Raw genomic sequence first — 23,755 nt, 5'->3', positions numbered from 1 at the left:
GTGGAGGCCCGAATGTTCGCCCACATGAGCGATACGCCAACGGATGGTTGGACTGTTGACGATCTCGATGCGCTTCCCGAGGATGGCGCGCGACGTGAACTGATCGATGGAGTTCTTCACGTGACCCCCTCCCCGGCGCCGACCCACCAAGTCCTCGCTGCTCGTCTTCTGGTGGCGCTGGAAGAGAACTGCCCGGGCCACCTACACGTCAGCCAGGCCAACGACGTCATCCTCTCGATGCAGCGCCTCTTCGTTCCGGACGTTCTCGTGACCACCGACGAGGCAGCCGAGCGAGACGGCAAGTTCATCGCAAAAGAAGTGGTGCTCGCCGTCGAAATCGTGTCGCCGGGTTCGCAGAGCATGGATCGGGTGCTGATGCCCGCCCTCTACGCGAAGGCGGGCATCCCGTTCTACTGGCTGATCGAGTGGAGCGGCGGTCTGACCGTGCACGCGCACAGGCTGGCGGAGGGCGACGACGTGTACCAGCCCGTGGGGATCTTCACGGAGACGATCAAGCTCGACGAACCCTGGGACATCGAGATCCCGATCGCCCGCCTGCGGCCGCGCCACCTCTAGTCAGAGCAGGGACTTCACCGCGACTGTCAGGACCAGCTGGGCCAGGGAGACCGGGACCAGGATCAGCCAGCAGAGGCGTTGTAGCTGGTCCTCACGCAGGCGCGGGTAGGTGACCCGGAACCAGATGATCACGAAGGACAGGACGCCCATCTTGAGGAGGGTCCAGAGCCAGCCGAGCTGATCGGCGAACGGGCCGTGCCAGCCGCCCAGGAACAGGACCGTGGTCAGGCCGGCGATCACGATGATGCCGACGTACTCCGCGAGCAGGAAGAACGCGAAGCGCAGGCCGGTGTACTCGGTCATGTAGCCGAAGACCAGCTCGGAATCCGCGATCGGCATGTCGAACGGGGGGCGGCGGATCTCGGCCAGGCCGGCGATGAAGAAGACCAGGGCGGCCGGTGCCTGCCAGATCAGCCACCAGGGGCGCCACACCTCGACGATGCCGGGCAGGCTGAGCGTGCCGGCCGCCATCGCGACACTGGCGGCGGCCAGGACCAGCGGGAGCTCGTAGCCGAGCAGCTGGGCGGCGCCGCGCAGGCCGCCGAGCAGGCTGTACTTGTTGGCCGAGGCCCAAGCGGACATCAGCACGGCGACCACGCCGATCCCCAGGATGGCCAGGACCAGGAAGAGGCCGATGTCCAGGCGCTGGGCGACCAGGCCGTTCGGACCGAGCGGGATGGTCAGGATGATGATCAGGTACGGGAAGAGAGCGACGATCGGGGCCAGACGGAAGACCGTACGGTCGGCGCCGTGCGGGTGAACGTCCTCCTTCTGCACGAACTTCACGCCGTCGGCGACGAGCTGAGCCCAGCCGTGGAAGGCCCCGGCGTACATCGGGCCGACCCGGCCCTGCATGTGGGCCATGACCTTGTGCTCGGCCTGGCCGACCAGCAGCGGGAGGACCAGGAAACCGACCATCACGGCGACGACCCGGACGAGAAGATCCAGCCAGAGCGGCATCAGTCGGTCCGTTCCTCGGTCTTCGGGGTTTCCGGGGCGGGCCCGGCCGGGCGCTCACCACGCGCCGGGGTTTCCGGGGTGGGTCTGGCCGGGCGGGCCGGGCGCTCGCCACGTGCCGGTCGGGCCGGGGTTTCCGGCGGCGGGATCTTGCCCTTCATCGGGCCCCACTCGTTCGGGTCGGGAACGCCGGGCGGGCGCATCGGGGCGCGCTTGGCCGCGCCGTGTTCCGACTCCCCCGGCTCCTTCGCGCCCGGCCACGGCTTCGCCACCCGGGCGGCCAGCACGAACTCCTTGCGCAGCGGATGCCCCTCGAAGCCCGGTGGCAGCAGCAGCGGCCGCAGATCCGGATGGCGGGCGAAGACGATGCCGAACATCTCGAACGTTTCCCGCTCGTGCCACGCCGCGCCCGGGTAGAGATCCACCAGGGACTCCACCTCCGGATCGGCCCGGGGCACCCGGGTCCGCAGCAGGACACCGTGCCGGCGCCGGGTCGACCAGAGGTGGGCGACGACGTCGAACCCGTCCTCCAGCTCGTCCACCGCGGAGAGCCAGTCGAAGTAGTCGCAGCCCAGCGCGCCCGGGTCACGGACGATCCCGGCGGCCTGCCACCAGCGGCCGACCGGCACGTCGACCACGGCCCGGGCGTGGCCGGGGCCGCCACCGGAGACACCGGCGGTGACGTTGGTTGGGGCCGGGTCATCCGTCGCCATCAGCTGGACCAGCCGGTCTCCGACCTCTTCGGGCGTCATGGAGGTCATCCTATGGTCCAGGACCGGTCTGCAACGTTCCGCCGGTGCGGGACGTGTAGTCCGCGTGACCGTTGCCGCCCAATCGGAGATACCGATCGCTGCCCGAGACCATCCGCCCAACTTCGACGAGATGTACGCCGCGCACTACGCCGACCTGACGGTGCAGCTCTACGCGTATTTCGGGGATCGGCAGGAAGCACAGGACGTGGCTCAGGAGGCGTTCTGCCGTGCCCTCGCCCGCTGGAACACCGTGGCCGGGTACGACGACCCGGTCGCCTGGATCCGCCGGATCGCCTGGAACCTGGCGATCAGCCGGTGGCGCCGGGCTCGTACCGCGCTGACCTTCCTGCGCCGGCAACCCGCCGTCGAGCCGCAGACCGCGGGGCCCAGCCCGGAACGGGTGGCGCTGGTCGCCGCGCTCGGGACGCTGCCACCCAAACAGCGACGAGCGATCGTCCTGCACTACCTGGCCGACATGAGTACTGCGGAAATCGCCACGCGGGAACGGGTGGCCGAGGCGACCGTGCGTTCCTGGCTGCACCGCGGGCGGTCAGCGCTCGCAGCTCAACTCGATCCGGCCGACAAGGAAGGGGGTGCGTGATGACCGACCAACTCGAGGAACTGTTCGCCGGCATGCGGGCCGAGGTGATCCGTGAGATCAAGTCACCGGGTACGGACGCGGCGCACCGCACCGTCCGGCGGCGCCGGACCACCGGGGCGGTGAGCGCCGCGGTCGCCGCTCTGGTCGCCATCGGCGTCGTCGTCGGACTGACCGGGTTGCCGCGAACATCCACGCTGCCCGCCGATCCAGCGACGCTGGCCGAAACAGCGCGGCGCGCGCTGCATGAGAGCACCGGTGGAACGGCGCTGTTCGAGGCCGCGGCCCCGGTCACCGCCGACTACAGCGCAGCGCAGACGGCCTACTACGGTGCGATCACTTTGCATCTCGCCTGCGCCGGCACCGGAAAGATCACCCTGCTCGTCGAGGCCAGGGAGCATGACGCCGCCCCGTACAAGGAGATCGCCCGGGTCGATGCGAACTGCTCGGCCGATCCGGAGCCGACCAGCACCACATTCGGCTTCGACTGGGTATCGGATCAGGTCGTCCTCCGGCTGGCCGACCCGGGAACGTCCGCTGGACAGGCCGGATTCGCCTACCGTGCCACCAGCGACACCGGGAAGCCGTACCCGGCGCGGCCCCTGTATTTCGGCGTCCCCAATCGCGACAGTTCCCTCATCAGTCCCGAAATTCTCAAATCGCTGATGCACCGCAGCGGGCAGGGCGTCTTCGGCAACCACAAGACCATCGGCGGCAATGTAAAGCCGACCAGCATCCTGAGCCGCGGCGGTATGCCGGACGGCGAATACCGCCTTCTCCTCGTCTGCCTCGGCTCTGGGACCGTGACCTTCGAACTGCATCACAAGGAGAAACTTCTGTTCCGCACCGAGATGCGGTGTGGGTCACCAGCCGTCCAGCAGGAGTTCCCGATCGGCCGAATAGCCGACGCGAACGCTCAGGGGAAACTCTCCGACGTGCACCTCGGCCACCGGTCCGACTCGCCAGGACTGGCCCTGGTCAGCTGGGCCATGTTCGACGTGGCCTGACCGCTCCTAGAGACCGGGGATGCGGCCGTTGCGGAAGACGTCGACGAAGTCCTGGTGGTCCTCGCGGGCCTGGTCGCCGTACTTGTGTGCGAAATCGACCAGGTACCGGACGAAGCCCGCCTCGTTCTTGTCGATCATCGCGACGATCGCCTCCTCGGTCGAGAAGTCGACCAGGTCGTGGCTCGACTCGTCGTCGGCGACCGAGTGCATCCGGGCCACCGCCCGGCCCAGGTCGGCGACCACGCCGGACAGCTCATCCGGCTCGTTCACGTCCGACCAGTCCAGGTCGGCGGCGTACGGCGAGACCTCGGCGACCAGCTGCCCGACCCCGCCCAGCTCGGTGAACCCGAGCCACGGGTCGGCGTGCGCCTGCAGCGCCCGCTGCGACTCGGCGGTCCGGTGACCCTGGTGCCGGAAGTACCCCTTGACCCGGTCGTCGTCGATCCACCGGGCGACGGCCGGCACCTGGGCCTGCTTCATGTAGAGGATGACGTCGTTCTCCAGCGCCTCGGTGTGCCCCTCGAGCAGCAGGTTGTACGACGGCAGCCCGGCCGAACCGATCCCGACGCCCTTGCGCAGCTTGATGTCCTTGATCCGGGTGGCGACCGCCCGGCCGGCCTCCGGCAGCGTGCCCAGGTACTCCTGGAAGGCCGCGGTGACCCGTACCGCGGTCTGCTCGTCGACCTCGTAGACGCCCTCACCGAGGGAGAACCGGCGCTCAAAGTCGTCGATCGTGGTCTGCTCACCGAGCAGCTCGACCCGGGTGTTGAGCCGGGCCTGCTGGAGCACCCGGTGCAGCACCCCGGTCGCGTTCTCCAGGGTGATCGAGCCGATCGCGTCGTCGCCGCCGTGCGCGATCGCCCGCAGCTCGGTCAGGTAGGACTCGGCGAAGGCCGTGACCAGCGTGGTGATGTTGTCGTCGGAGAGCGCCTTGGAGTACCCGATCAGGGCGACGCTGGCCGCGAACCGTTTCAGGTCCCAGGTGAACGGCCCGACGTACGCCTCGTCGAAGTCGTTGACGTTGAAGACCAGCCGGCCGGAGGAGTTCATGTAGGTGCCGAAGTTCTCGGCGTGCAGGTCGCCGTGGATCCACACCCGGCTGGTCCGCTCGTCGAGGTAGTCGCCGTCGCGGTAGGCACCGACCTGGTCGGCGTAGAACAGCGAGGCGCTGCCCCGGTAGAACGCGAACGGGGAGGCGGCCATCTTCCGGAACTTGCGGCGGAACGCCGTCGGATCGATCGCCATCAGCTCGCCGAACTCGCGGGTCAGGACGTCGATGATGAAGTCAGCACGAGACGCTTCGGTCATGCCGATCACGCTAGACCGGCGGAGCGAACCGACGACAGTGACGTGGCTGGTTCCCGTGGCTTATCAGGCGGTCGGGCGGGTGACCGGTGGTGCGGTGAGGGCGGCGGCGTCCTTGGCCAGGGGGTCGGGGCGGGAGACGCCACCGGGGCCGGACTGTTCGGCGGCGATCTTCTCCTGCAGGCGCAGGATGCCGTGGAGCAGCGCCTCCGGGCGCGGCGGGCAGCCGGGCACGTAGACGTCGACCGGGATGATCTGGTCGACGCCCTTGGTGACCGAGTAAGAGTCCCAGTACGGCCCACCGCAGTTGGAGCAGGAACCGAACGAGATCACGTACTTCGGCTCGGGCATCTGGTCGTAGAGCCGCTTGATCGCCGGCGCCATCTTGTCGGTGACCGTGCCGGAGACGACCATCAGGTCGGCCTGTCGAGGCCCGTGTGCGAACGGGATCACGCCGAGCCGCATGAAGTCGTGGCGGCTCATGCTGGACGCGATGAACTCGATCGCGCAGCAGGCCAGACCGAAGTTGAACACCCAGAGCGAATACCGGCGACCCCAGTTCAGCACGAACCGGATGGGTTCACCGAGCACGCCAGGTAGGGCCATTCGGTCAACCTACTGCATCCGGGTAGGGCTGGGTCAGGGTCATCGGGCGGCGCACGACCTCCAGCACCCGCGGGTGTCAGGTCAGGAGTCGGATAGAGAACACGAATCAAACGCATCCATCACGTCAAGCACCTTGCACAGGTCGCTGCAGCAGGCTCAGGAAGCCGGTGAGCAGCGCCTCACGCAGGGCGGGCGGCGCGGCGTTGAGAACCGTGTTGACCTCGGCCATCCGGCTGAAGTCACCGCCGCCGAGCCCCAGCCCCTCAGCCAGGACGGCGATGAACTCCGGGGTGATCATCTCGGGGGTCAGCGGCGGGAGCGGGGGCAGTTCGACCGGGCCGCGGGCCCGGGCCGCCTCGACGGCGGCGGAGAGATCGGACGCGAACGATGCGACGGTCGAGCGGACCGACGCCGTCACGGTGAGATGGATGGTCGGTTCGAGTTCCCGGTACGCCATCTGGGGCTGGGTGTGCCAGCCGCGCGCGGCCAGCTCGTCGGCGAGCACGAACAGGTCGACACCGGCCGAAGCCAGGCACACCACGCTGGTCTCCGGCGGGGCGTACAGGCGCACCCCGTCGGTCGCCTCGACCGCCGCGGCGAGGATCCGGACCGCCTCCCGGGTCGACGCCGCAAGGTCGAGGTAGCCGGCGTCGCCGATGGAACGCAACGTGGCCAGCGCCGCGGCGATCGGACCGCCGGAGCGGGTGGACGAGATGACCGGGTTGATCATCGTGTAGCCGGGCCAGTCGGCGTAGGCGAAGTACTGCGGGCGCCGCAGCTCCTCCGAGCGATGCAGCAGGATCGAGACACCCTTCGGCGCGTAGGCGTACTTGTGCAGGTCGACCGAGATGCTGGTGACGCCGGGCACGGCGAGGTCGAACGGCGGCAGGTCGGCGCCGAGGCGGCGCAGGTAGGGCAGGATCCAGCCGCCGAAGCAGGCGTCGACGTGGAAACGCACGCCGCGTTCCGCGGCCACGGCCGCGAGCTCCGGGATCGGGTCGACGACGCCGTGCGCGTAGGACGGCGCGGACGCCGCGACCAGCACGGTCTCCGGTCCGATCGCGGCCGCCATCGCCGCCGGGTCGGCACGAAGATCTCGCACGGGTACGACGTCGAGCCCGACCCGCAGGTAGTGAGCGGCCTTCGCGAACGCCGCGTGCGCGGTGGACGGGACGACCAGACGCGGATTCTGCAGCGAGGGGTGCGCGTCGCGAGCCGCCTTGACCGCGAGGATCAGTGACTCGGTGCCGCCACTGGTCACGCTGCCGACCGTCGAAGCGTCCCCGCCGAGCAGCTTGGCGGCCGCTGCGACCAGCGCGTTCTCCATCGCGAGCAGCGACGGGAAGGCGGTCGGGTCGAGGCCGTTCACCGAGGCGGAGAGCGCGTGTGCGGCCCGGGCCAGCTCGTCCAGGCCGTCCAGGGCCGGGTCGTAGACGTACGCGAAAAGCCGCCCGCCGTGCGTGGGAAGATCGGCCGCCCGCAGCTCCCGCAGCTCCGCGAGGATCTGGTCGGCGGGCACGCCCTTCTCCGGCAACGCGTCGATCATGCCTCTCGCCTTTCTTGCGGGCCCAGGCGCTCCTGATAGCCACGGAGCAGCAACACCGCCACCCCGACCAGCAGCGCCGGAAGGATGGTGAAGCCGAGCAGCACGCCGAGCCGGGCCGTTGAGGACTGCTCGGCGGCTTCCCCGGTGGCCGAGGAAACGTACCCGAAAATCTGCAGGACCAGGGCGTAGATGCCGGGACCCAGTGCCAGGCCGAGGGTCTCCCCCGCGGTCCACAGGCCGGTGAAGACGCCGGCCTGCCGACGGCCGGTGCGTGCGGTGTCGTGGGCGATGCAGTCCGGCAGCATCGCCATCGCGAACACCTGCTGGCCGGCGTAGCCGACGCCGACCACGGCGACGATCAGGTAGACGGCGACCGGCGGCAGGGCCGGGGAGCCTAGCAGGAGCAGCGCGCCGACCGCGAAGAGCAGCGAGCCGCCGATCAGCGAGCGGAGTTTGCCGTGCCGCTTGCCGATCCGGCTCCAGAGCGGCATCACCAGCAGGGCGGGACCGACGAACGCGGCGAACAGGAACGTCCCGCCGGTCTCCTGCCGGATCACGTGGTCGGCGAAGTACTGCACACCGGCGAGCATCGTGCCGATTCCGGCGGCCTGCACGATCCAGCACAGCAGGAGGGCCCGGAAGGGGGCGTTCCCGGAGGCGACGCGCAGCTGGGCGGAGAGGCTCGGCTCGGCTTCGTGGGCGATGCGGGAGTCGGCTCGCCGCGTACCCAGATAGGTGGCGACCGTGCCCACGACGATCAGCGCGCCGACGAACAATCCGGACCATCGGTGGCCGGAACGGCCGCCGCCGGTCGTCTCGACGATCAGCGGGGCCACCGCGCCGGAGATCAGGATCGCCAGCGCCAGGACCGCGACGCGCCAGGTCATCAGGCGGGTCCGCTCGGCGTAGCCGTCGGTCAGCTCGGCGGGCATCGCGACGTACGGCACCTGGAAGAACGCGTAGGCGGTGGCGGCCAGCAGGAAGGCGACCGCGACGTAGGCGCCGGAGGCCGCACCGCCGGCGAACGGCGCCGCGAAGATGGCCGCGAACAGCAGGCCCAGGACTAGTCCCGCGACCAGCAGGAACCGGCTCCGGGAGCCACGCCGGTCCGAGATCCGACCGGCCAGCGGATTGACCAGGACATCCCATGCCTTGGGCAGCAGCACAAGCAGGCCGGCAACACCCGCTGTGACACCCAGCGTGTCTGTCAGATAGGGCAGAAGCAACAAACCGGGCACCGTGCCGAAAGCGCCGGTGACCAGCGAGCCAAGGGCATACCCAGTCAAAACGTTCCTGGGAAGGACACTCGGCCGGGTTACCACGGGAGGGGGACCACTGGGCGTCATCGACGCGCATCGTAACCATGATCGGGCCTTGCCGCCTACGCTCGCTCGCATGGGAAGCGTTGCGGCCGGCGTCGCCGCCAGCCATCCGGCGACCGCCCGCACCGGCGTGCGGGTTCTCGAGGCCGGCGGAACCGCCGCCGACGCCGCGGTCGCCGCGGTTCTGGCCTGCTGTGTGGCCGAGACGATCTACACCGGGCTGGGTGGCGGCGGTTTCGGGACCTACTTCGACGCGCGCACCGGCGAGGTCACCTGCCTGGACTTCTTCGTCGCGGTCCCGGGCCTGGACGGCGACCGGAAGCCGGAGCCGATGGTCGCCGTCGACGTGTTCTTCGGCGGGCTCCCACAGATCTACTCGATCGGCGGGGCCAGCGTGGCGGTGCCGGGTGTGCCGGCCGGCCTGGGCGAGGTGCACCGGCGCTGGGGCCGGCTGCCCTGGTCCGAGGTGGTCGCCCCGGCGGCCGGGCTGGCCCGGACCGGGGTGCTGCTGCCGGCCGCGCACGCCCACACGCTGAAGTCGTGCGCCCCGGCGCTGGCGTACGGCGAGGGGGCGGCGCCCTACCAGCCCGGCGGCCGGCTCCTGGAGAGCGACGAACTCCTCTTTCACCAGGGGCTCTCGACCGCGATGGACGCGCTGGCGGCGGACGGTCCGGAGATGTTCTACACCGGCGAGTACGCGAACCTGATGGTCTGCACGGTCCGCGCGGCCGGCGGCACGCTCGGGCCGGCCGACCTGGCCGGTTACCGGGTGGCCGAGGTGCCGGTGGACCACGCCACCATGGCCGGTTACCGGGTCTGCGCCCGGCACGACCTGAACCGGACCGTGGAGACCATCAGGGCGCTGCCGGCCGACCTGTCCCGGCCCGGCCGCACCGTCGAGGTGGCCTCCGCGCTGCGCAATCTCGGCGGGCAGCGGCTGGGCGACACCACGAACGTCTCGGTGGTCGACGCGGAGGGCAACGCCTGCGTGATCACCACGACGCTCGGGCTCGGCGCCGGAGTGTGGCTGCCCGGACTCGGGATCAATCTGAACTCCATGCTCGGTGAGGGGGAACTGCTCACCGGGGAGCTGGTGCCGGGGCGGCGGATGTCGTCGTACATGTGCCCGCTGGTGGTGATCGGGCCGGACGACACGCTGATGGTGGCGGCCGGCTCGGCGGGGGCGTCGCGGATCCGTACCGCCCTGGTGGACACGCTGCTCGGGGTGCTGGTCGACGGGCTGGACGTGTCGGACGCGATCGCCCGGCCGCGATTCCACGCCGTGGAGAACGCGATCCACGTGGAGAACGGCTGCCCGCCCGCGGAACTGGACGCGTTACGGGCTGCCGGGTGGCAGGTGATCGAGTGGCCCGAGCTCAACCACTACTTCGGCGGGGTGACCGCGGTCGGCCAGGCGGGCGCCGCCGGCGATCCTCGTCGGGGCGGGGTCGGCCTGCTGCTCTGACCTCACATCCGGCGGGCGGCGGTCGCCACGGCGTCGTCGGCGACCTCCCGCAGCGCCACGTCCAGGTCGGTCGGGGCCAGGTCGAAGGTGCGCTCGGTGTGCGTGCTGTCCATGTGGAACGGCGCGTAGAACTGGTAATCCATCTCGGCCACCTCGCGGGCCATCGGGACGGCCAGGCCGGCCGCGCGCATCACGAGGCGCGGGAGGCTGTGCACCTTCACCTGCGGCACGCCGGCGATCTCGCAGTACCGCGCGGCCATCTGGCGGATGGTGATCGGGGCGGGTGAGGGCACGTGCCAGGCCTGGCCCCACGCCCGCTCGTCGCGCGCCAGCGTGACCAGCGTCCGGGCCATGTCGCCGGTGTAGGTGAAGGTGTGCGGCATGTCCATGTTCGCCGGGCCCCACGCGGCGCGGCCCTTGTGGATGGCCGGCAGGAGCACGAGCGAGAAGACGCTGGCCGCACCGGCTCCGACATAGTCCGAGCCGCGGACCTCGATCGTGCGGACGCCGCTGGCCAGCGCGTCCTGCCACATCTTGATCCGGATCTTGCCCTTGCGGCCGACCGCGGTGAGCGGGGTGTGCTCGGTCATCCGGCCGTCGGTCTGCGGACCGTACCCGTACAGGTTGCCGGTGATCGCGTAGACGGCGCCGGAGGCCTTGGCCGCGGCGATCATCGCGTCGTTCATCGGGAACCACTTGTCGGCCCACTCGGTGTACTTCGGGTTGGCGCAGTTGTAGATCACCTCGGCGTCCCGGGTCAGCTCGATCAGCCGGCCGGCGTCGGAGGCGTCCGCGGCGACCCGCTCGACCTGGGGGCTCTCCGGGCCGCTGCCGCCACGCGTGATGACGCGGACCCGCTCGCCTCTCTCGACGAGGATGCGGGCGACATGGGAGCCGATCGCACCGGAACCGACGATGACATGCATAGCGATCTCCTTTGTGAGCACTGCTCTCTGCTGAGGGCAACTGTTCCACATGTTCCGCAGGTCCGCAAGAGCACTGCTCTCGTTGTGGCACACTGGCACCATGAAAGCCGCCAACCTGCGCGCCCGGGTCCGGGCCGAGATGACCGAAGAGATCAAGCAGGTGGCCCGGCGCCACCTGGCAACTGACGGGGCGAACCTTTCGTTACGGGCGGTCGCCCGCGACCTGGGCATGGCCTCGTCCGCGGTGTACCGCTACTTCGCCAGCCGGGACGAGTTGCTCACCGCGCTGATCATCGACGCGTACGACGCGGTCGGTTCGACGGCCGAGCAGGTCGCGGCCGCCCAGGCGGACCCCGCCGAGCGATGGGTGGCGATCGGGCACGCGGTCCGCGACTGGGCGCTGGCCAACCCGCATCAGTGGGCGCTGATCTACGGCAGCCCGGTCCCCGGGTACGAGGCGCCGCAGGACACCGTCGTGCCGGCCACCCGGGTGATCATGCTGCTCGCCGGGGTGCTGCGGGACGCGCTCGCCGAGGGCCGGCTCACCTCGGTGCCGGAACAACCCGCCGGGCGGTTCGGGGAGGAGATGGCCGCGGTCGCCGCGCACTTCGGGCCCGGGGTGCCGGCGCACCTGGTGGGCGCGACGATGTACGGCTTCGTGCACCTCTGCGGCGCGATCAGCGCGGAGCTGTTCGGGCAGCTCAACAAGTCGATCGACGAAGACCGCCGGGGCTTCTTCGAGTGGCAGGCGCGGGCCACCGCCGCCTTCGCCGGGCTCGCCTAGCGGCGCCTCGCGTGCAGGACGTGGCCGCCCGGGGTCTCCGGCGCGACGTCGGGGCGGTTGAAGAAGCGTGCCGCCAGGCCCGCCGGGCCCAGGTCCTCGACCTCGCCGAAGCCGCGCTCCGCCAGATCCGCCGCGATCTCCTCGGGCTCGAAGAAGGTCAGCCACGGTTCACCGATCTTGGCGACCCGGGCGGCCCGGGCCTCCAGGGCGGCCCGGCGCTCGGCCGGCATCCGCTCCGGCGACTGCGCGTAGTCGAAGACCACCTCGTTACCGGCCCGCCCGGCGATGAAGCCGAGCGTCTGGGCGAACGCCTCGGACGTCAGGTAGGGCACGACGCCGAGCCACAGGAAGAACGCGGGCGCGTCGAGCCGCAGGCGGTCGGCGAGGCTCTCCCGCTCGAAATCGACGCCGACGTGGCGCATGCCGCCCGGAATGGTGACGCCCGCTTCGGCCAGCCGCTGACGCTTCCACTCCTGGGTGTCCGGGTGATCGACCTCGACCACCCGCAGCCCCGGGTGGGGGTTGCGGTAGGCGAACGTGTCCAGCCCGGCCCCGAGGACGACCACCTGACCGATCCCACGGCTCACCGCGGCGGCCAGATGATCCTCGGCGAACCGGTGCCGGGCCGCGATGAACATCCGCATCCCGCGCCGGGGCGCGTCGGCGTGCAGGTCCTCTACATCCGCGCCGAGCATCCGCAGGGCGAGCGGGTCCCGGAAGACCGAACCCTGCTCCAGCACCTGGTGGGCGGCGCGATAACGCGCCGCGCTGTACGCGGTCTTACTCGCCTGTCCGGTCTGCATCAGGTGTCCACCCGGCCTCTTCGATCAATACCCGGTCGCCGCGCAACGGTACGCCCTCGGACAGCAGTCGTGCCCGTGCCTCCCGCTCGTGCCCGGGTGGCAGCCGCCCGGCACTGTTCACCACCCGGTGCCATGGAACCCCACCGCCGTGCCGGGCCATGATGGTCCCGATCTGGCGGGGCGAGTTGCGGCCGGAACGCTCGGCCAAGGCGTCGGCTATCGCGCCGTACGACATCACCCGGCCCTCCGGGATGCGCTCGACCAGTTCGAGAACCTCTTCGACGTACTCCTGGGGTGTCATCACCGGCCACGATATGGGAACCGGAACCGTTCCTCACGGGGCAGCCGAGCAGAATGGGTCGAGTGCGGGAATTGGTGACCGGTGCGCGCCGGATCGTGGTCAAGGTGGGGTCGTCCTCGCTGACCACCACGGCGGGTGGCATCGACGAGCAGCGGGTCGGCACCCTGGTCGACACCCTGGGCGGACTGGCCGGCGAGGGTCGAGAGGTGGTTCTGGTCTCCAGCGGCGCGATCGCCGCCGGGCTGGCCCCGCTGCGACTGCCACGCCGGCCGCGTGACCTGGCCACCCAGCAGGCCGCCGCCGCGGTCGGCCAGGGCCTGCTGATCGGGCGGTACACGGCCGGCTTCGCCCGGCACGGTCTGACCGTCGCGCAGGTGCTGCTCACCGTCGACGACGTGACGCGGCGGGTGCACTACCGGAACGCGTACCAGACCTTGCGGAAGCTCCTCGACCTGGGCGCGCTGCCGATCGTGAACGAGAACGACACGGTCGCCACCGAGGAGATCCGGTTCGGCGACAACGACCGGCTGGCCGCGCTGGTCGCCGCCCTGGTCGACGCGGACCTGCTGGTCCTGCTCTCCGATGTGGACGCGCTCTACACCGGCAGCCCCTCCGACCCGGCCTCGCGGCGGATCCCGCTGGTCCGCGACGACTCCGACCTCGCCGGGGTCACCATCGGCACGGCCGGCAAGTCCGGGGTCGGCACCGGCGGCATGGTCACCAAGGTCGAGGCGGCCCGGATCGCCACCGGCTTCGGCATCCCGGTGGTGCTGACCGCCGCCCCGCTGGCCGCGCCCGCGCTCGCCGGTGACGAGGTCGGCACCCTCTTCGAGGCCGCCGCCAGCCGGCCCGCCGCCCGGCTGTTCTGGCTGGCCCACGCCACCGCCCCGCGCGGCCGGCTGCACCTGGACCAGGGCGCGGTCGCCGCGGTGGTGGCCCGGCGCATGTCGCTGCTGCCGGCCGGGATCACCGCGGTGGACGGTTCGTTCGCGGCCGGCGACCCGGTCGACCTGGTCGACGCCGGCTCGGGCACGCCGGTGGCGCGTGGGCTGGTCAACTACGACGCCGTGGAGCTGCCGGCCCTGCTCGGGCGGTCCACTCCGGAGCTGGCCGCGGAGCTGGGGCCGGGCTATGAAAGAGAGGTCGTCCACCGCGACGACCTCGTGCTGCTGTAGAGAGGTTTGCCATGAGCGTGCTGGAGCAGGCTGCTGCGGGCAGGATTGCCGCTATCGACCTCGCCGGGGCCACCCGTGCGGAGAAGGACGCGGCTCTGCTGCTGATGGCCGACCGCCTGGTCGAACGGACCGACGACATCATCGCGGCGAACGCCGTCGACATCGCCAACGCCCGGCAGGACGGCACCTCGGAGGCGATCATCGACCGGCTCGCGCTGAACCCGGAGCGGGTCGCCGCGATGGCCGACGGGCTGCGCCAGCTCGCCGCCCTGCCGGACCCGATCGGTGACGTGGTGCGCGGCTCCACCCTCGCCAACGGCCTGGAGCTGCGGCAGGTCCGGGTGCCGTTCGGCGTGGTCGGCATGATCTACGAGGGTCGGCCGAACGTGACCGCGGACGCCGCCGGCATCTGCCTCAAGTCCGGCAACGCGGCCCTGCTGCGCGGCTCCCGCTCGGCCTTCTCGTCGAACGCGGCGATCGTCTCGGTGCTGCGCAAGGCGGTCGCCGACGCCGGCCTGCCCACCAACACCATCCAGCTGCTGGACGCCACCACCCGCGACTCGGTGAAGGACCTGATGCGTGCCCGCGGCCTGGTCGACGTGCTGATCCCGCGCGGCGGCGCCGACCTGATCAGGACGGTGGTCGAGCAGTCCACGGTGCCGGTGATCGAGACCGGGGTGGGCAACTGCCACGTGTACGTCGACGCCGCCGCCGACCTGGAGAAGGCGCTCGCCATCACGATCAACTCGAAGACCCAGCGGAACTCGGTCTGCAACGCCGCCGAGTCGCTGCTGGTGCACATCGAGATCGCGGACTCGTTCCTGCCCCTGGTGCTGGAGGAACTGGCGGCCAGGGGCGTGACCGTGCACGGCGACGCCCGGGTGGCCGGTTACAGCGACGCGGTGATCGCCGCCACTGACCAGGACTGGGACACGGAGTACCTCTCCGCCGACATCGCGGTCGCGGTCGTGGACTCGCTCGACGACGCGCTGGACCACATCCGGCGGCACGGGACCGGGCACACCGAGGCGATCGTCAGCGAGTCGGTCGGCGCCACCCGGCGCTTCGTGGCCGGAGTCGACGCGGCCGCGGTGATGGTGAACGCGTCGACCCGGTTCACCGACGGTGGCGAGTTCGGGTTCGGCGCGGAGATCGGCATCAGCACCCAGAAACTGCACGCGCGCGGCCCGATGGGCCTGCCGGAGCTGACCTCGACGAAGTACATCGTCACCGGCAACGGCCACACCCGCTAGACGATCTCATCGGCCGGCCCGCGGTTCGCCGCGGCGTCGGCCGATCGGCTGACACCCGAAATATCAACAGATAAAGCCATCCGTCCGTACGGCGATGAGCGTCGGCCGAAGGTGCCCGATCCTCGGTTGAGCGACGGGATCGCTCAGGTTGCAGAACGGTTTGCCGACTTTGCTCGGCGACCTCCCCACTGGCAACCGACATGCCGTCACGAGCGGCAACACGCTGCTGAGCAAGCGATTCGGTGCGAACCCTTGCACCGATTGGGGAGAGGTCGAGCCAACAGTGCAAGAGCTGCGGCCCCGCCGCGGCTCTTGCACTACGTCTCCGATCAGGCGCAGCGCCAGCAGTCGTCAGCCGGATCCCGAAGCGAGAGATCACTAGTGCGTCTCCCCCGAAGTGTGGCAGTCGGCATCGCAGCCGCTGTGCTCTGTGGCAGCCTGACCGGCTGCGACAGCCTCGAACAGCTGACCAGCAGCAGTAGGCCGCTGGTCGACGACAAGCCGACCAGCAACTCCGGTGCCGAACCCGCGCCCTCGACGAGCGCGTCGGTCGCCGTACCGGCTCGGGCCAGCGGCGCGCTGGACCCCGGCACGGTCACCCACCGCCTCAAGCAGGGCAACTTCTCGGTCCAGCTGACCTACTGGACCGCGGACAATGCCAAGCTCTACACCGCCGAGTCGATCAAGACGATCAATGTCTCCGCGCACATCGAGGACGCCGACAGCACCCACCGCGTCACCGTCAGCACCTTCGAGGTGATCCAGGACGACGGCACGAAGCGGGACACGGTCGCCACCGACAGCGGCCAGTTCGACGTCACTCCGCCGTACCCCTACAACACGGTGGTGACGCTGCCGGCGGCGACAGCGGGAGCAGCGGCGCTCACGCTCTCCGTTCGGCTGGATCTCCTGGTGGAGACCACCCCGAAGTCGAACAGCTACTACCGTTCCACCGCCCTGGACACCCTGACCCTGCCGCTGCTGACGAATGGCACCACACGATGACCGAGAGAAGTCCCGGCCTTCGCCGAGCTACCGACCGCCGAATCCTGCTGCCCCGCAGCGCCAAGGCGGGGACGCTGGCGCTCCCGCCCGCCGTGCCACAGCTGGCCGTTCTGGAGGCCGCGGAGGTGGTCGCCGACCAGGTCGCCGCCGCCCGGCCCCGGCACGCCACCATCAGCTGCATCATCCCCTGCTACAACGAGCAGGAGACCATCGGCGACGTCCTGAAGAGCCTCCTCGCCCAGACGCGGCTCCCGGACGTCATCCACGTCATCATCAACAACACCGATGACGACACCCCCGAGATCGCCCGCGGCTTCGAGGGTTACCACACCCGGACCGTGAAGGGCGAGGAGTTCACCACGACGGTCCACGTCCACGACATGGGCGTGAACCCGGACAAGAAGGTCGGAGCCCTCAACTACGGCTACTTCCTGTCCCGCGGCTACGACTACATCCTGGGCGTGGACGGCGACACGACGCTGGCCCGCGACACGGTGGAGCGGCTCGAGCTGGAAATGACGGACGACCCGCGGATCGGCGGGCTGAGCGCCATCTACACCATCGACAAGAGCCGGTACCGCGGACTGATGGCCCGCTTCCTGGTCGCCGGCCAGCGGGCGCAGTTCGGCGCCTTCAACATGGACAACCTCCTGCGTGGCCGCAACATGGCCGTGCTGGGCGGGCAGTGCAGCCTGTTCAGCATGCGGGCGCTGGAGATGGTGATGGTCCGCCACCACCAGCAGGCGCCGTGGGTCCGTGACAGCGAGGTGGAGGACAGCAAGCTGTCGCTCCAGATCAAGGACGCCGGCTTCAGCACCAAGATCAGCGCCACCGCCCGTGCCTTCGTGGGTCCGATGACGAACCTCCGCGCGCTGCACGGTCAGCAGGTCAAGTGGAACTTCGGCGCCATCGACCTCTTCTGGCCCGGCCAGCGGGGTGACAACAAGGGCCAGCCGCTGCACCCCAACCTGCGCCTGCGGTGGTACGAGAACATCTCGATGATTTTCAACATCTCCTCGCGGCTGGGCTTCCTGATGCTGCTGGTGGCCGCGCTGTCGATCCACGCGTTCGTCTTCAACCCGATCTGGCTGATCCCGCCGGCCGTCGCGGCGCTGCTGAACCTCCGGCTCGCGCTGGCGATGAAGGACAAGAGCGCTTCGGACATCCTCTACGCCCTACTGTTCCTGCCGGCGGAGCTGTACATGTGGATCCGGATGGGCCACTTCGTCTCCGCCTGGACCCAGTTCCTCGCCCAGACCGACAAGGACAACTGGGCCGCGCAGGCGAACGCCGAGAAGGGCAAGGGCTCCGCCTACGTGATGCCGCTGGTGGTGCTGATCGCCGTCCTGGGCGGGGCGATCTACGCGTGGAGCCAGCAGAGCGTGGGGGTCCAGTCGGCGATTCTCTCGCTGGGCTGGCCGATCCTCTACCTCGCCACCATCTCGCAGACCGTCTTCATGCTGCGCAAGCTGGTCCGACGGCACCGCGGGTTCGCCGTCTGAGGTCTGTCCGTGGGCCCGGCCGATCTCGATCGGCCGGGCCCACGTTCGTTTCAGCGGCAGGCGCGCAGCGCGGTCAGAGTGATGTTGACGTCGAAGATCGGGCCCTCGTTGCTGTCCCAGCCGCCGTCCGGCCGCTGGGTCTCGGCCAGCCTCTTCCTCGCGTTCCGAAGCAGCCAGTCGTCGCCCAGGTTGACCCGGCGCAGCGCGGCCGCCATCGCGGCCGCATCGGCCGGTGCCATCTCGGACAGCCGCTCACCGAGGACTATCTGCACCCGGGACGACTCGTAGAAGTACTGCTGCTGGTGAAGCAGCCCGATCGCGTGCCAGCCGGCCGCGAGGAACGACGGCCACGACCCGTCCGGCCGCAACTGGGAGGCGACGAAGCCGGCGGCGCGGGCGAGCACATCGGCATAGCGGCCGCGAGTCTGGTACGGGTCGATCTCGACGGCGGCCGCGGTCAGCCAGAAGCCGGCCACCGAGGTCAGGTAGAGCGTGGCCTCCGGGTCGCCGGGCATCGCCCAGGCCGGGGCCTCGCCGGCCAGCGACTCGTGCTCCTGCCAGGTGCCGTCGGAGCGCTGGGCGTCGGCCAGCCACTGCAGCGCGCGCTCGGCGACCGGACCGGCCTGCAGACCACCGAGGTCGTCGAGCTCGCTGAGGCGGAAGCAGGTGGCATCGATCGATGGGACCTGGCCGTCGGCTGACGCGGGCCAGCCGCCCGCCGCCATCTGACCGTCGGAGAGCCGGTCAATGATCTCCGGAGACGCTGGCTGACCTGTCCGCAGGTAGGACAGGCGTGCGCGCTCGACTGGGTCACCATGGGCCACGACGTAACCGATGGCGGCATCGATATCGACCACGATAGAGAAGCTACCCGCCGATCTCGTGATTCGCCGTCACGTTCGACCATCTGTCGCAATGGTCCGATTCTGACACTGGGCTGTCACACTTCGGAGGTCGGCACCGCGGCGCCGACCTCCGAAACGATCAGTACGACGGCAGCGACGGGTCGACGGTGTTGACCCAGGAGACGATGCCGCCCTGGACGTGCACCGCGTCCTTGAAGCCGGCCGCCTTGAGCGCCGCCAGCGCCTCCGCCGAGCGCACGCCCGACTTGCAGTGCAGCACGATCTGCCGGTCCTGCGGGAACCGCGACAGCGCCTCGCCGGAGAGGACCTCGCCCTTGGGGATCAGGACCGCGCCCGGGATCCGGTTGATCTCCCACTCGGCCGGCTCACGGACGTCGACCAGGAACACGTCCTTGCCGGAGTCCTGCCACTCCTTGAGCTCACGGGCGGTGATGGTCGAGCCGGTCACCGCCTCCTGGGCCTCCTCGGAGACCGCGCCGCAGAAGTCCTCGTAGTCCTCGAGCAGGTCGGTGACGGTCGGGTTCTCCCCGCAGAGCGCGCAGTTCGGGTCCTTACGGACCTTGATCCTGCGGTACTCCATCTCCAGGGCGTCGTAGACCATCAGGCGGCCGACCAGCGGCTCACCGATGCCGGTGATCAGCTTGATCGCCTCGTTGACCTGGATCGAGCCGATCGACGCGCAGAGCACGCCGAGGACGCCGCCCTCGGCGCAGCTCGGAACCATGCCGGGCGGCGGAGGCTCCGGGTAGAGGCAGCGGTAGCAGGGACCGTGCTCCTCCCAGAAGACCGAGGCCTGACCGTCGAAGCGGTAGATCGAACCCCAGACGTACGGCTTGCCGAGCAGCACCGCGGCGTCGTTGACCATGTAACGCGTCGCGAAGTTGTCGGTGCCGTCGACGATCAGGTCGTACTGGCTGAAGATCTCTTTGACGTTGTCGCGGTCCAGCGCGGTGTTGTGGATGACCACGTTCACCAGCGGGTTGATCTCCGCGATGCTGCGCGCGGCCGACTCCGCCTTGGGCGTGCCGACGTCGGAGACGCCGTGGATGATCTGCCGCTGCAGGTTGGACTCGTCGACGGTGTCGAAGTCGATGATGCCGAGCGTGCCCACGCCGGCCGCGGCGAGGTACATCAGCGTCGGCGAGCCGAGGCCGCCCGCGCCGACCGCGAGGACCTTCGCGTTCTTCAGCCGCTTCTGCCCGTCCATCCCGACGTCGGGGATGATCAGGTGACGCGAATAGCGGCGGATCTCGTCGACGCTCAGCTCAGCGGCCGGCTCGACGAGCGGGGGCAGAGCCACAATTCACTCCCCGGGTTCGGTGGTAAGGATCGCCGCCCATTGTTGCTCGTTCGACGGCTTCGCGCCCATGACGTCGGCCACGGCCCGACATGCGGGATCGCGGAATATTCACGGGCTCGGCTCACCGGCGTACCGCTTGCCGTGCAGGAACGGCCACGAGTTGCGGGTGCAGCCGTCCAGACCGAACGTCTGCTGCTGCATCACCGGCGCGGGCTTCCCCTTGCCCGGACAGGCCTCGTGACCGTGCCCGAACTCGTGCCCGACCTCGTGGTTGAGCGTGTACTGGCGATATTCGTCCAGGTGGCCCTTGTAATCCGGGATCCCGGAAGCCCAGCGGTCACCGTTGATGATCACCTGGCGGGGCACCCGGCACGACGTGAAACCCTCGGTGTGCAGGCCGCCCACGGCGCACATCTTCTCCGACGTCTCGGGAGAGACCAGGTAGATCGTGAAGTCCGGGTGGCCGTCCGGCTTCGGGATCCGGCGCAGGCGCACCTTGCCGTCGGCGATCCAGCTCCGCTCGTCGCCCAGGGTGCGATCGATCATCTCGGCGAAGTCGTCGGCCGAGACGCCGGGCACCGTCTCCTCGACAGCGACCCTGAACTGGTACAGGTCGCCCGACTCGCCGAGGATCGGGCCGCGCGTCGTGACGTACGTCAGATAGCCCGGCCTGCCGGACGGCTTGTCGGCGGTCGGCTCGGCGCCCTGCACCGAGCCCACCTGATCCGTCCGGTCCGGATCCTGCCGCGGCGCGGCGGCGCCGATCGGCTCGGCCGCGTGTCGCGCGGCCCCGCCCTCGACCGCGGCGGGTTGCCGCCGATCCCGCAGCTCATGGCCGATCACCAGGACCATGGCGACGACCAGGAGGTACGCCATGAAGGTGACCCGGCGGCGCCGACGTAGCAGTTTGCGGCCGGACGGGGTCAGCCGCGCGTGGAGTTCGGCGGGCCCGTCGACGTCCGGCGGGGGGACGGTGCGGTCGATCTCGACGATCGGCGCGTCGTCACCGGAGGGCGGCCGGGCGGGGACGGGCTGATGCGGGAGCCGGTTCGCGGGCGGCTCGAACTCCGGGACCTCGTCCTCCAGCACCGGGCTGACCAGCGCCGCGTTGTCCGGCGCTGCACTGTCCGGCGCTGCGCTGTCCGGTGCTGCGCTGTCCGGTGCTGCCCTGTCCGGTGCTGCCCTGTCCGGTGCCGTGCTGTCCGGTGCCGTGCTGGCCAGCGGCGCGTTCTCCGGCGCTTCGACGCAAGCCGGCTGCTCGTCAGTCGGGTGGTCGTCGGGGGCCGGCCGACGGATGGTCTGGTGCCAGAGGCCCTCGGGAAGAGTCGCGGGGAGACGGACGCTGCGCGGCAGACCCGCCGGCGGATGATCGGTGGTCGACCAGAACCCGACGGGGCTCTCGGTCTCCGGCTCGGGGACCACCTGAGGGATCTCGGCGGTATCGGGCGCGGTGTCACCTGGCGGGGCCGCGAGCAGCTCTTCCGGCTGGAAAACCGCAGGCGATTGCGGTACGCCCGATCCCTGGTACGCCGCCGAGGACTCGGGCTGCCACGACGAGTCGCCCGCTGCCGTCACCAGCGGCTGGACAAACTGCTGCGGATGGCTCAGCGACACGGGCGGGGCCGGGTGACTCAGCGGTGCGGGCGACACCGGCGGGGCCGGGCGGACGATCGGACGGCGGCGGGCGGGACGTCCGGGCCCGGAATCCGAATCCGACGGGTCAGCCGCGGTCTCGTCGGGTGAAGTGGCTCGCGGGCGGCGCGGCTCCGGTTCGGCATAGTTGGTCGGCGGGCGTACCGCCTCGGGCGGGCCGGCCGGCGGGCGGGAGGCCAGGGGCGGCCGGGAGCCGAGACCCGGGCGGGTACCGGCGGTCGACGCGCCCGGGGCGCGCAGGCCGGGAGTCCCCGCGGAACGCCCGGTTCGACGTGCGGCTGGGCGCGGGGGCTCCTCGGCCGGCTCGGGCTCTTCCCCGTCGGTGGGCTGAACGGAACGAGACGCGGCCAGGCGCTCCGCGGCCAGCTCCAGGATTCCGCGGGTCATGCCGGGCGGCAATCCGGTCTCCGGGTCGACGTCCGGCGGGGACTGGGGCGCCTCCGCGGACGGTTCGGCTCGGTGCCGAGCTCGGGGGCTGTCCGCGGTCATCCGGTGGCGGCCGGTGGAGTTCTCGAGCGGCTCGGCCTTGCGACGATGCCGGCCGCCGGACGGGCCGGGCTCCTCCTGCTCGGCTGTGGCATGCGGGACCTGATCGGCGGCCTGGGTGACGGTCTTGCGTGGCGTCGTGGCCCGGGCGGACCGCGGCGGGGCCGCCTGCTCCTCGGTGACGTCGCCGCGCGGCCCGGAGGTCTTGGCCGCTTTCGGCACCGGGGATTTTTCAGCGGATTGGGGCTTGGCCGGTTCGCCGGCGGCGTTCCTCGCCCGGGTGGTCTTCGCGCTGTCGGCCGGTGCGGTGACGACGCTCTTCGTCGACGTCCCGGTCGCCGCGGCCGTCGCCTTCGCTCGGGTCGGTTCATTGCGGGCGCGTCGGTCGGCGGGCTCGTTGCGGGCACGCCGACCGGCGGCGGGCGGGGTCGCGCCGGCTGCCGGATCAGAAGAGGCATTTGTCGCGTTTGCCATAACAATGGCCAGCCTGCCATGACTCGCCGCCCGTCACAGGGGAATCGCATTCCCCACCGGAAGAACCACACCCCACCGCGCACCCGCACCCACCTGGAGGATCCGAGTCGGCCCGCGCGTAGAGCCGGTCCGCCTCGCGCGATCCGGCGACACCGGGCGGACCGGCCGGCGGGGCGGGAGTCAGAGCCCGGGTCCGACGAGCGGCTTGCCGCGCAGGCGAGGCCAGGCGTACGGGACACATCCACGGGTGGTCAGGGTCTGCTGGACCATCACCGGCGCCGGGCCGCCCGCTCTCGGGCAGCCCTCGTGGTGATGGCCCAGTTCGTGCCCGACCTCGTGGTTGATCACGTAGTCGCGGTACACCGCGAGCGGGACCTTGGCGTTCAGGTAGGGCTTGGCCGACTTGCGGTACCGGTCCAGGTTGATGATCGCCTGACCGGTCGCCCGGCAGGACGTGTACGGCACCCCACCGATCCGGATGTTCGTGCCACCCCGCTGGCACATGGCGCCGGCCGTGTCCCGGGTGGCCAGGAACACCGTGAAGTCGGCCGGTTCGTGCTCGCCGACCAGCTGCATGCGCAGCGTTCCGTCGCCGATCCAGCTGCGCTTGTCACCGAGCGCGCTCACCACCTGGGCGGCGAACGCGTCCGCGGTCTCGCCGCTGCCCTTCTCCACGGCCACTCGGAAACGGCGTACCGGTCCCTTGGTTCCCATGATCGGGCCGCGCTTGTCGGCGTACCGGAAAGTGCCTGAACCGCGCGTCGGGACCGCGCCCGCGATCTGCAGCACCTCGGGGTCGACCAGCGGCGAGGTGGCCGAAGGCGAAGCCGGGGCCGACTCCGGATGCCGCGCCGAAGGCACCGCGGAGGGCCGCGCGGACGGCGAGAGGGCGGCCGCAGGCGAGGCGGCCCCGGACTGCGAACCGGATCGGCGCGAAATCACCGCGACCACCGTGAGCAGCACCATCGTGACCGCGAACAGCGCGAGCCACCACTGGCGCCAGCGGTCCTCCGCGGGCGGCGGAGCCTCCGGGTCGAGAACGGACGAAACTGGAGAGATCATCTTGAGTTTCAGCCTCGCACATGAGCACCGC

The 23,755-nt window shown here is 70.5% G+C and carries 22 protein-coding genes; 9 read left to right on the top strand and 13 right to left on the bottom strand.

Going from position 1 to position 23,755, the window contains the following annotated elements:
• Positions 1-12: 12 nt before the first annotated feature.
• Positions 13-576, top strand: coding sequence for a Uma2 family endonuclease (locus CHC09_RS10425; RefSeq protein ID WP_089292838.1), 564 nt, complete (start codon positions 13-15; stop codon positions 574-576).
• Here the strand turns inward: CHC09_RS10425 and CHC09_RS10420 are convergent, their stop codons facing one another.
• Positions 577-1,536: a complex I subunit 1/NuoH family protein gene (locus CHC09_RS10420; RefSeq protein ID WP_089292837.1), complete on the bottom strand. Its 960-nt coding sequence runs from the start codon at positions 1,534-1,536 to the stop codon at positions 577-579. It lies immediately after the preceding gene.
• Complete coding sequence (locus CHC09_RS10415) at positions 1,536-2,285, bottom strand: NADH-quinone oxidoreductase subunit C (protein WP_089292836.1); 750 nt, start codon at positions 2,283-2,285, stop codon at positions 1,536-1,538. Before CHC09_RS10415 ends, CHC09_RS10420 begins: the two co-directional genes overlap by 1 nt.
• Before the next feature lie 130 nt (positions 2,286-2,415).
• On the opposite strand from CHC09_RS10415, the gene CHC09_RS10410 reads away from it, so the two are divergent.
• Both CHC09_RS10410 and CHC09_RS10405 read left to right on the top strand, forming a co-directional pair.
• The gene (locus CHC09_RS10410; protein WP_239138344.1) at positions 2,416-2,886 is read left to right on the top strand and encodes an RNA polymerase sigma factor; all 471 of its coding nucleotides are present in this window, start codon (positions 2,416-2,418) and stop codon (positions 2,884-2,886) included.
• Positions 2,886-3,890 carry a hypothetical protein gene (locus tag CHC09_RS10405; RefSeq protein ID WP_089292834.1) on the top strand — a complete coding sequence of 335 codons (1,005 nt, stop codon included), beginning with the start codon at positions 2,886-2,888 and terminating at the stop codon, positions 3,888-3,890. The genes CHC09_RS10410 and CHC09_RS10405 overlap by 1 nt, the downstream gene beginning before the upstream one ends.
• Positions 3,891-3,896: 6 nt before the next feature.
• Here the strand turns inward: CHC09_RS10405 and CHC09_RS10400 are convergent, their stop codons facing one another.
• The 4 genes from CHC09_RS10400 to CHC09_RS10385 all read right to left on the bottom strand — a co-directional run bounded on the left by CHC09_RS10400 (position 3,897) and on the right by CHC09_RS10385 (position 8,774).
• On the bottom strand, positions 3,897-5,198 hold the full coding sequence (locus tag CHC09_RS10400) for a DUF2252 domain-containing protein (RefSeq protein WP_089292833.1): 1,302 nt from the start codon (positions 5,196-5,198) through the stop codon (positions 3,897-3,899).
• Between the two features lie 63 nt (positions 5,199-5,261).
• Positions 5,262-5,801, bottom strand: coding sequence for an NADH-quinone oxidoreductase subunit B (locus CHC09_RS10395; RefSeq protein WP_089292832.1), 540 nt, complete (start codon positions 5,799-5,801; stop codon positions 5,262-5,264).
• A 124-nt stretch (positions 5,802-5,925) separates the two neighbouring features.
• A complete protein-coding gene (locus CHC09_RS10390; protein ID WP_089292831.1) occupies positions 5,926-7,347 on the bottom strand; it encodes a pyridoxal phosphate-dependent decarboxylase family protein in 1,422 nt (473 codons plus the stop codon).
• Positions 7,344-8,774, bottom strand: coding sequence for an MFS transporter (locus CHC09_RS10385; protein ID WP_373871905.1), 1,431 nt, complete (start codon positions 8,772-8,774; stop codon positions 7,344-7,346). The genes CHC09_RS10390 and CHC09_RS10385 overlap by 4 nt, the downstream gene beginning before the upstream one ends.
• Between CHC09_RS10385 and CHC09_RS10380 the strand changes: the two genes are divergently transcribed.
• Positions 8,743-10,134, top strand: a complete 1,392-nt coding sequence (locus tag CHC09_RS10380; protein WP_089292829.1) for a gamma-glutamyltransferase — start codon at positions 8,743-8,745, stop codon at positions 10,132-10,134. The two genes, CHC09_RS10385 and CHC09_RS10380, sit on opposite strands and share 32 nt — an antisense overlap.
• Before the next feature lie 2 nt (positions 10,135-10,136).
• Here CHC09_RS10380 and CHC09_RS10375 read toward each other — a convergent pair whose 3' ends face one another.
• Positions 10,137-11,060: an NAD-dependent epimerase/dehydratase family protein gene (locus CHC09_RS10375; RefSeq protein WP_307833935.1), complete on the bottom strand. Its 924-nt coding sequence runs from the start codon at positions 11,058-11,060 to the stop codon at positions 10,137-10,139.
• 100 nt (positions 11,061-11,160) lie between these two features.
• Between CHC09_RS10375 and CHC09_RS10370 the strand changes: the two genes are divergently transcribed.
• The gene (locus CHC09_RS10370; RefSeq protein WP_089292828.1) at positions 11,161-11,844 is read left to right on the top strand and encodes a TetR/AcrR family transcriptional regulator; all 684 of its coding nucleotides are present in this window, start codon (positions 11,161-11,163) and stop codon (positions 11,842-11,844) included.
• Here CHC09_RS10370 and CHC09_RS10365 read toward each other — a convergent pair.
• Positions 11,841-12,647 (bottom strand): class I SAM-dependent methyltransferase, encoded by an 807-nt coding sequence (locus CHC09_RS10365; protein ID WP_089292827.1) that lies wholly within the window; start codon positions 12,645-12,647, stop codon positions 11,841-11,843. The genes CHC09_RS10370 and CHC09_RS10365 overlap by 4 nt on opposite strands.
• The gene (locus CHC09_RS10360) at positions 12,625-12,948 is read right to left on the bottom strand and encodes an MGMT family protein (protein ID WP_089293180.1); all 324 of its coding nucleotides are present in this window, start codon (positions 12,946-12,948) and stop codon (positions 12,625-12,627) included. Before CHC09_RS10360 ends, CHC09_RS10365 begins: the two co-directional genes overlap by 23 nt.
• A gap of 62 nt (positions 12,949-13,010) precedes the next feature.
• Here CHC09_RS10360 and proB point away from each other — a divergent pair, with 62 nt between their 5' ends.
• From proB to CHC09_RS10340, 4 genes are all read left to right on the top strand, one after another.
• Positions 13,011-14,123 carry a glutamate 5-kinase gene (proB, locus tag CHC09_RS10355; RefSeq protein WP_179277029.1) on the top strand — a complete coding sequence of 371 codons (1,113 nt, stop codon included), beginning with the start codon at positions 13,011-13,013 and terminating at the stop codon, positions 14,121-14,123.
• Positions 14,124-14,134: 11 nt separating this feature from the next.
• Positions 14,135-15,376, top strand: a complete 1,242-nt coding sequence (locus CHC09_RS10350; RefSeq protein ID WP_089292825.1) for a glutamate-5-semialdehyde dehydrogenase — start codon at positions 14,135-14,137, stop codon at positions 15,374-15,376.
• Positions 15,377-15,775: 399 nt separating this feature from the next.
• Positions 15,776-16,381 carry a hypothetical protein gene (locus CHC09_RS10345; RefSeq protein ID WP_239138336.1) on the top strand — a complete coding sequence of 202 codons (606 nt, stop codon included), beginning with the start codon at positions 15,776-15,778 and terminating at the stop codon, positions 16,379-16,381.
• Positions 16,378-17,883 carry a glycosyltransferase family 2 protein gene (locus tag CHC09_RS10340; protein WP_089292823.1) on the top strand — a complete coding sequence of 502 codons (1,506 nt, stop codon included), beginning with the start codon at positions 16,378-16,380 and terminating at the stop codon, positions 17,881-17,883. Before CHC09_RS10345 ends, CHC09_RS10340 begins: the two co-directional genes overlap by 4 nt.
• A 50-nt stretch (positions 17,884-17,933) precedes the next feature.
• Here CHC09_RS10340 and CHC09_RS10335 read toward each other — a convergent pair whose 3' ends face one another.
• The 4 genes from CHC09_RS10335 to CHC09_RS10310 form a co-directional block, all read right to left on the bottom strand.
• Positions 17,934-18,740, bottom strand: a complete 807-nt coding sequence (locus CHC09_RS10335; protein WP_089292822.1) for a prenyltransferase/squalene oxidase repeat-containing protein — start codon at positions 18,738-18,740, stop codon at positions 17,934-17,936.
• 127 nt (positions 18,741-18,867) lie between these two features.
• A complete protein-coding gene (moeZ, locus tag CHC09_RS10330; RefSeq protein WP_239138343.1) occupies positions 18,868-20,052 on the bottom strand; it encodes an adenylyltransferase/sulfurtransferase MoeZ in 1,185 nt (394 codons plus the stop codon).
• A 105-nt stretch (positions 20,053-20,157) separates the two neighbouring features.
• A complete protein-coding gene (locus CHC09_RS47490; RefSeq protein ID WP_143232279.1) occupies positions 20,158-22,662 on the bottom strand; it encodes a DUF3152 domain-containing protein in 2,505 nt (834 codons plus the stop codon).
• Positions 22,663-22,842: 180 nt separating this feature from the next.
• Positions 22,843-23,724, bottom strand: a complete 882-nt coding sequence (locus CHC09_RS10310; protein WP_089292817.1) for a DUF3152 domain-containing protein — start codon at positions 23,722-23,724, stop codon at positions 22,843-22,845.
• Between the last annotated feature and the right edge of the window lie 31 nt (positions 23,725-23,755).

The sequence above is a fragment of the Actinoplanes regularis genome (assembly GCF_900188005.1).
Classification (GTDB): Bacteria; Actinomycetota; Actinomycetes; order Mycobacteriales; family Micromonosporaceae; genus Actinoplanes; species Actinoplanes regularis.
This window is presented reverse-complemented; position numbering and strand designations above follow the sequence as displayed.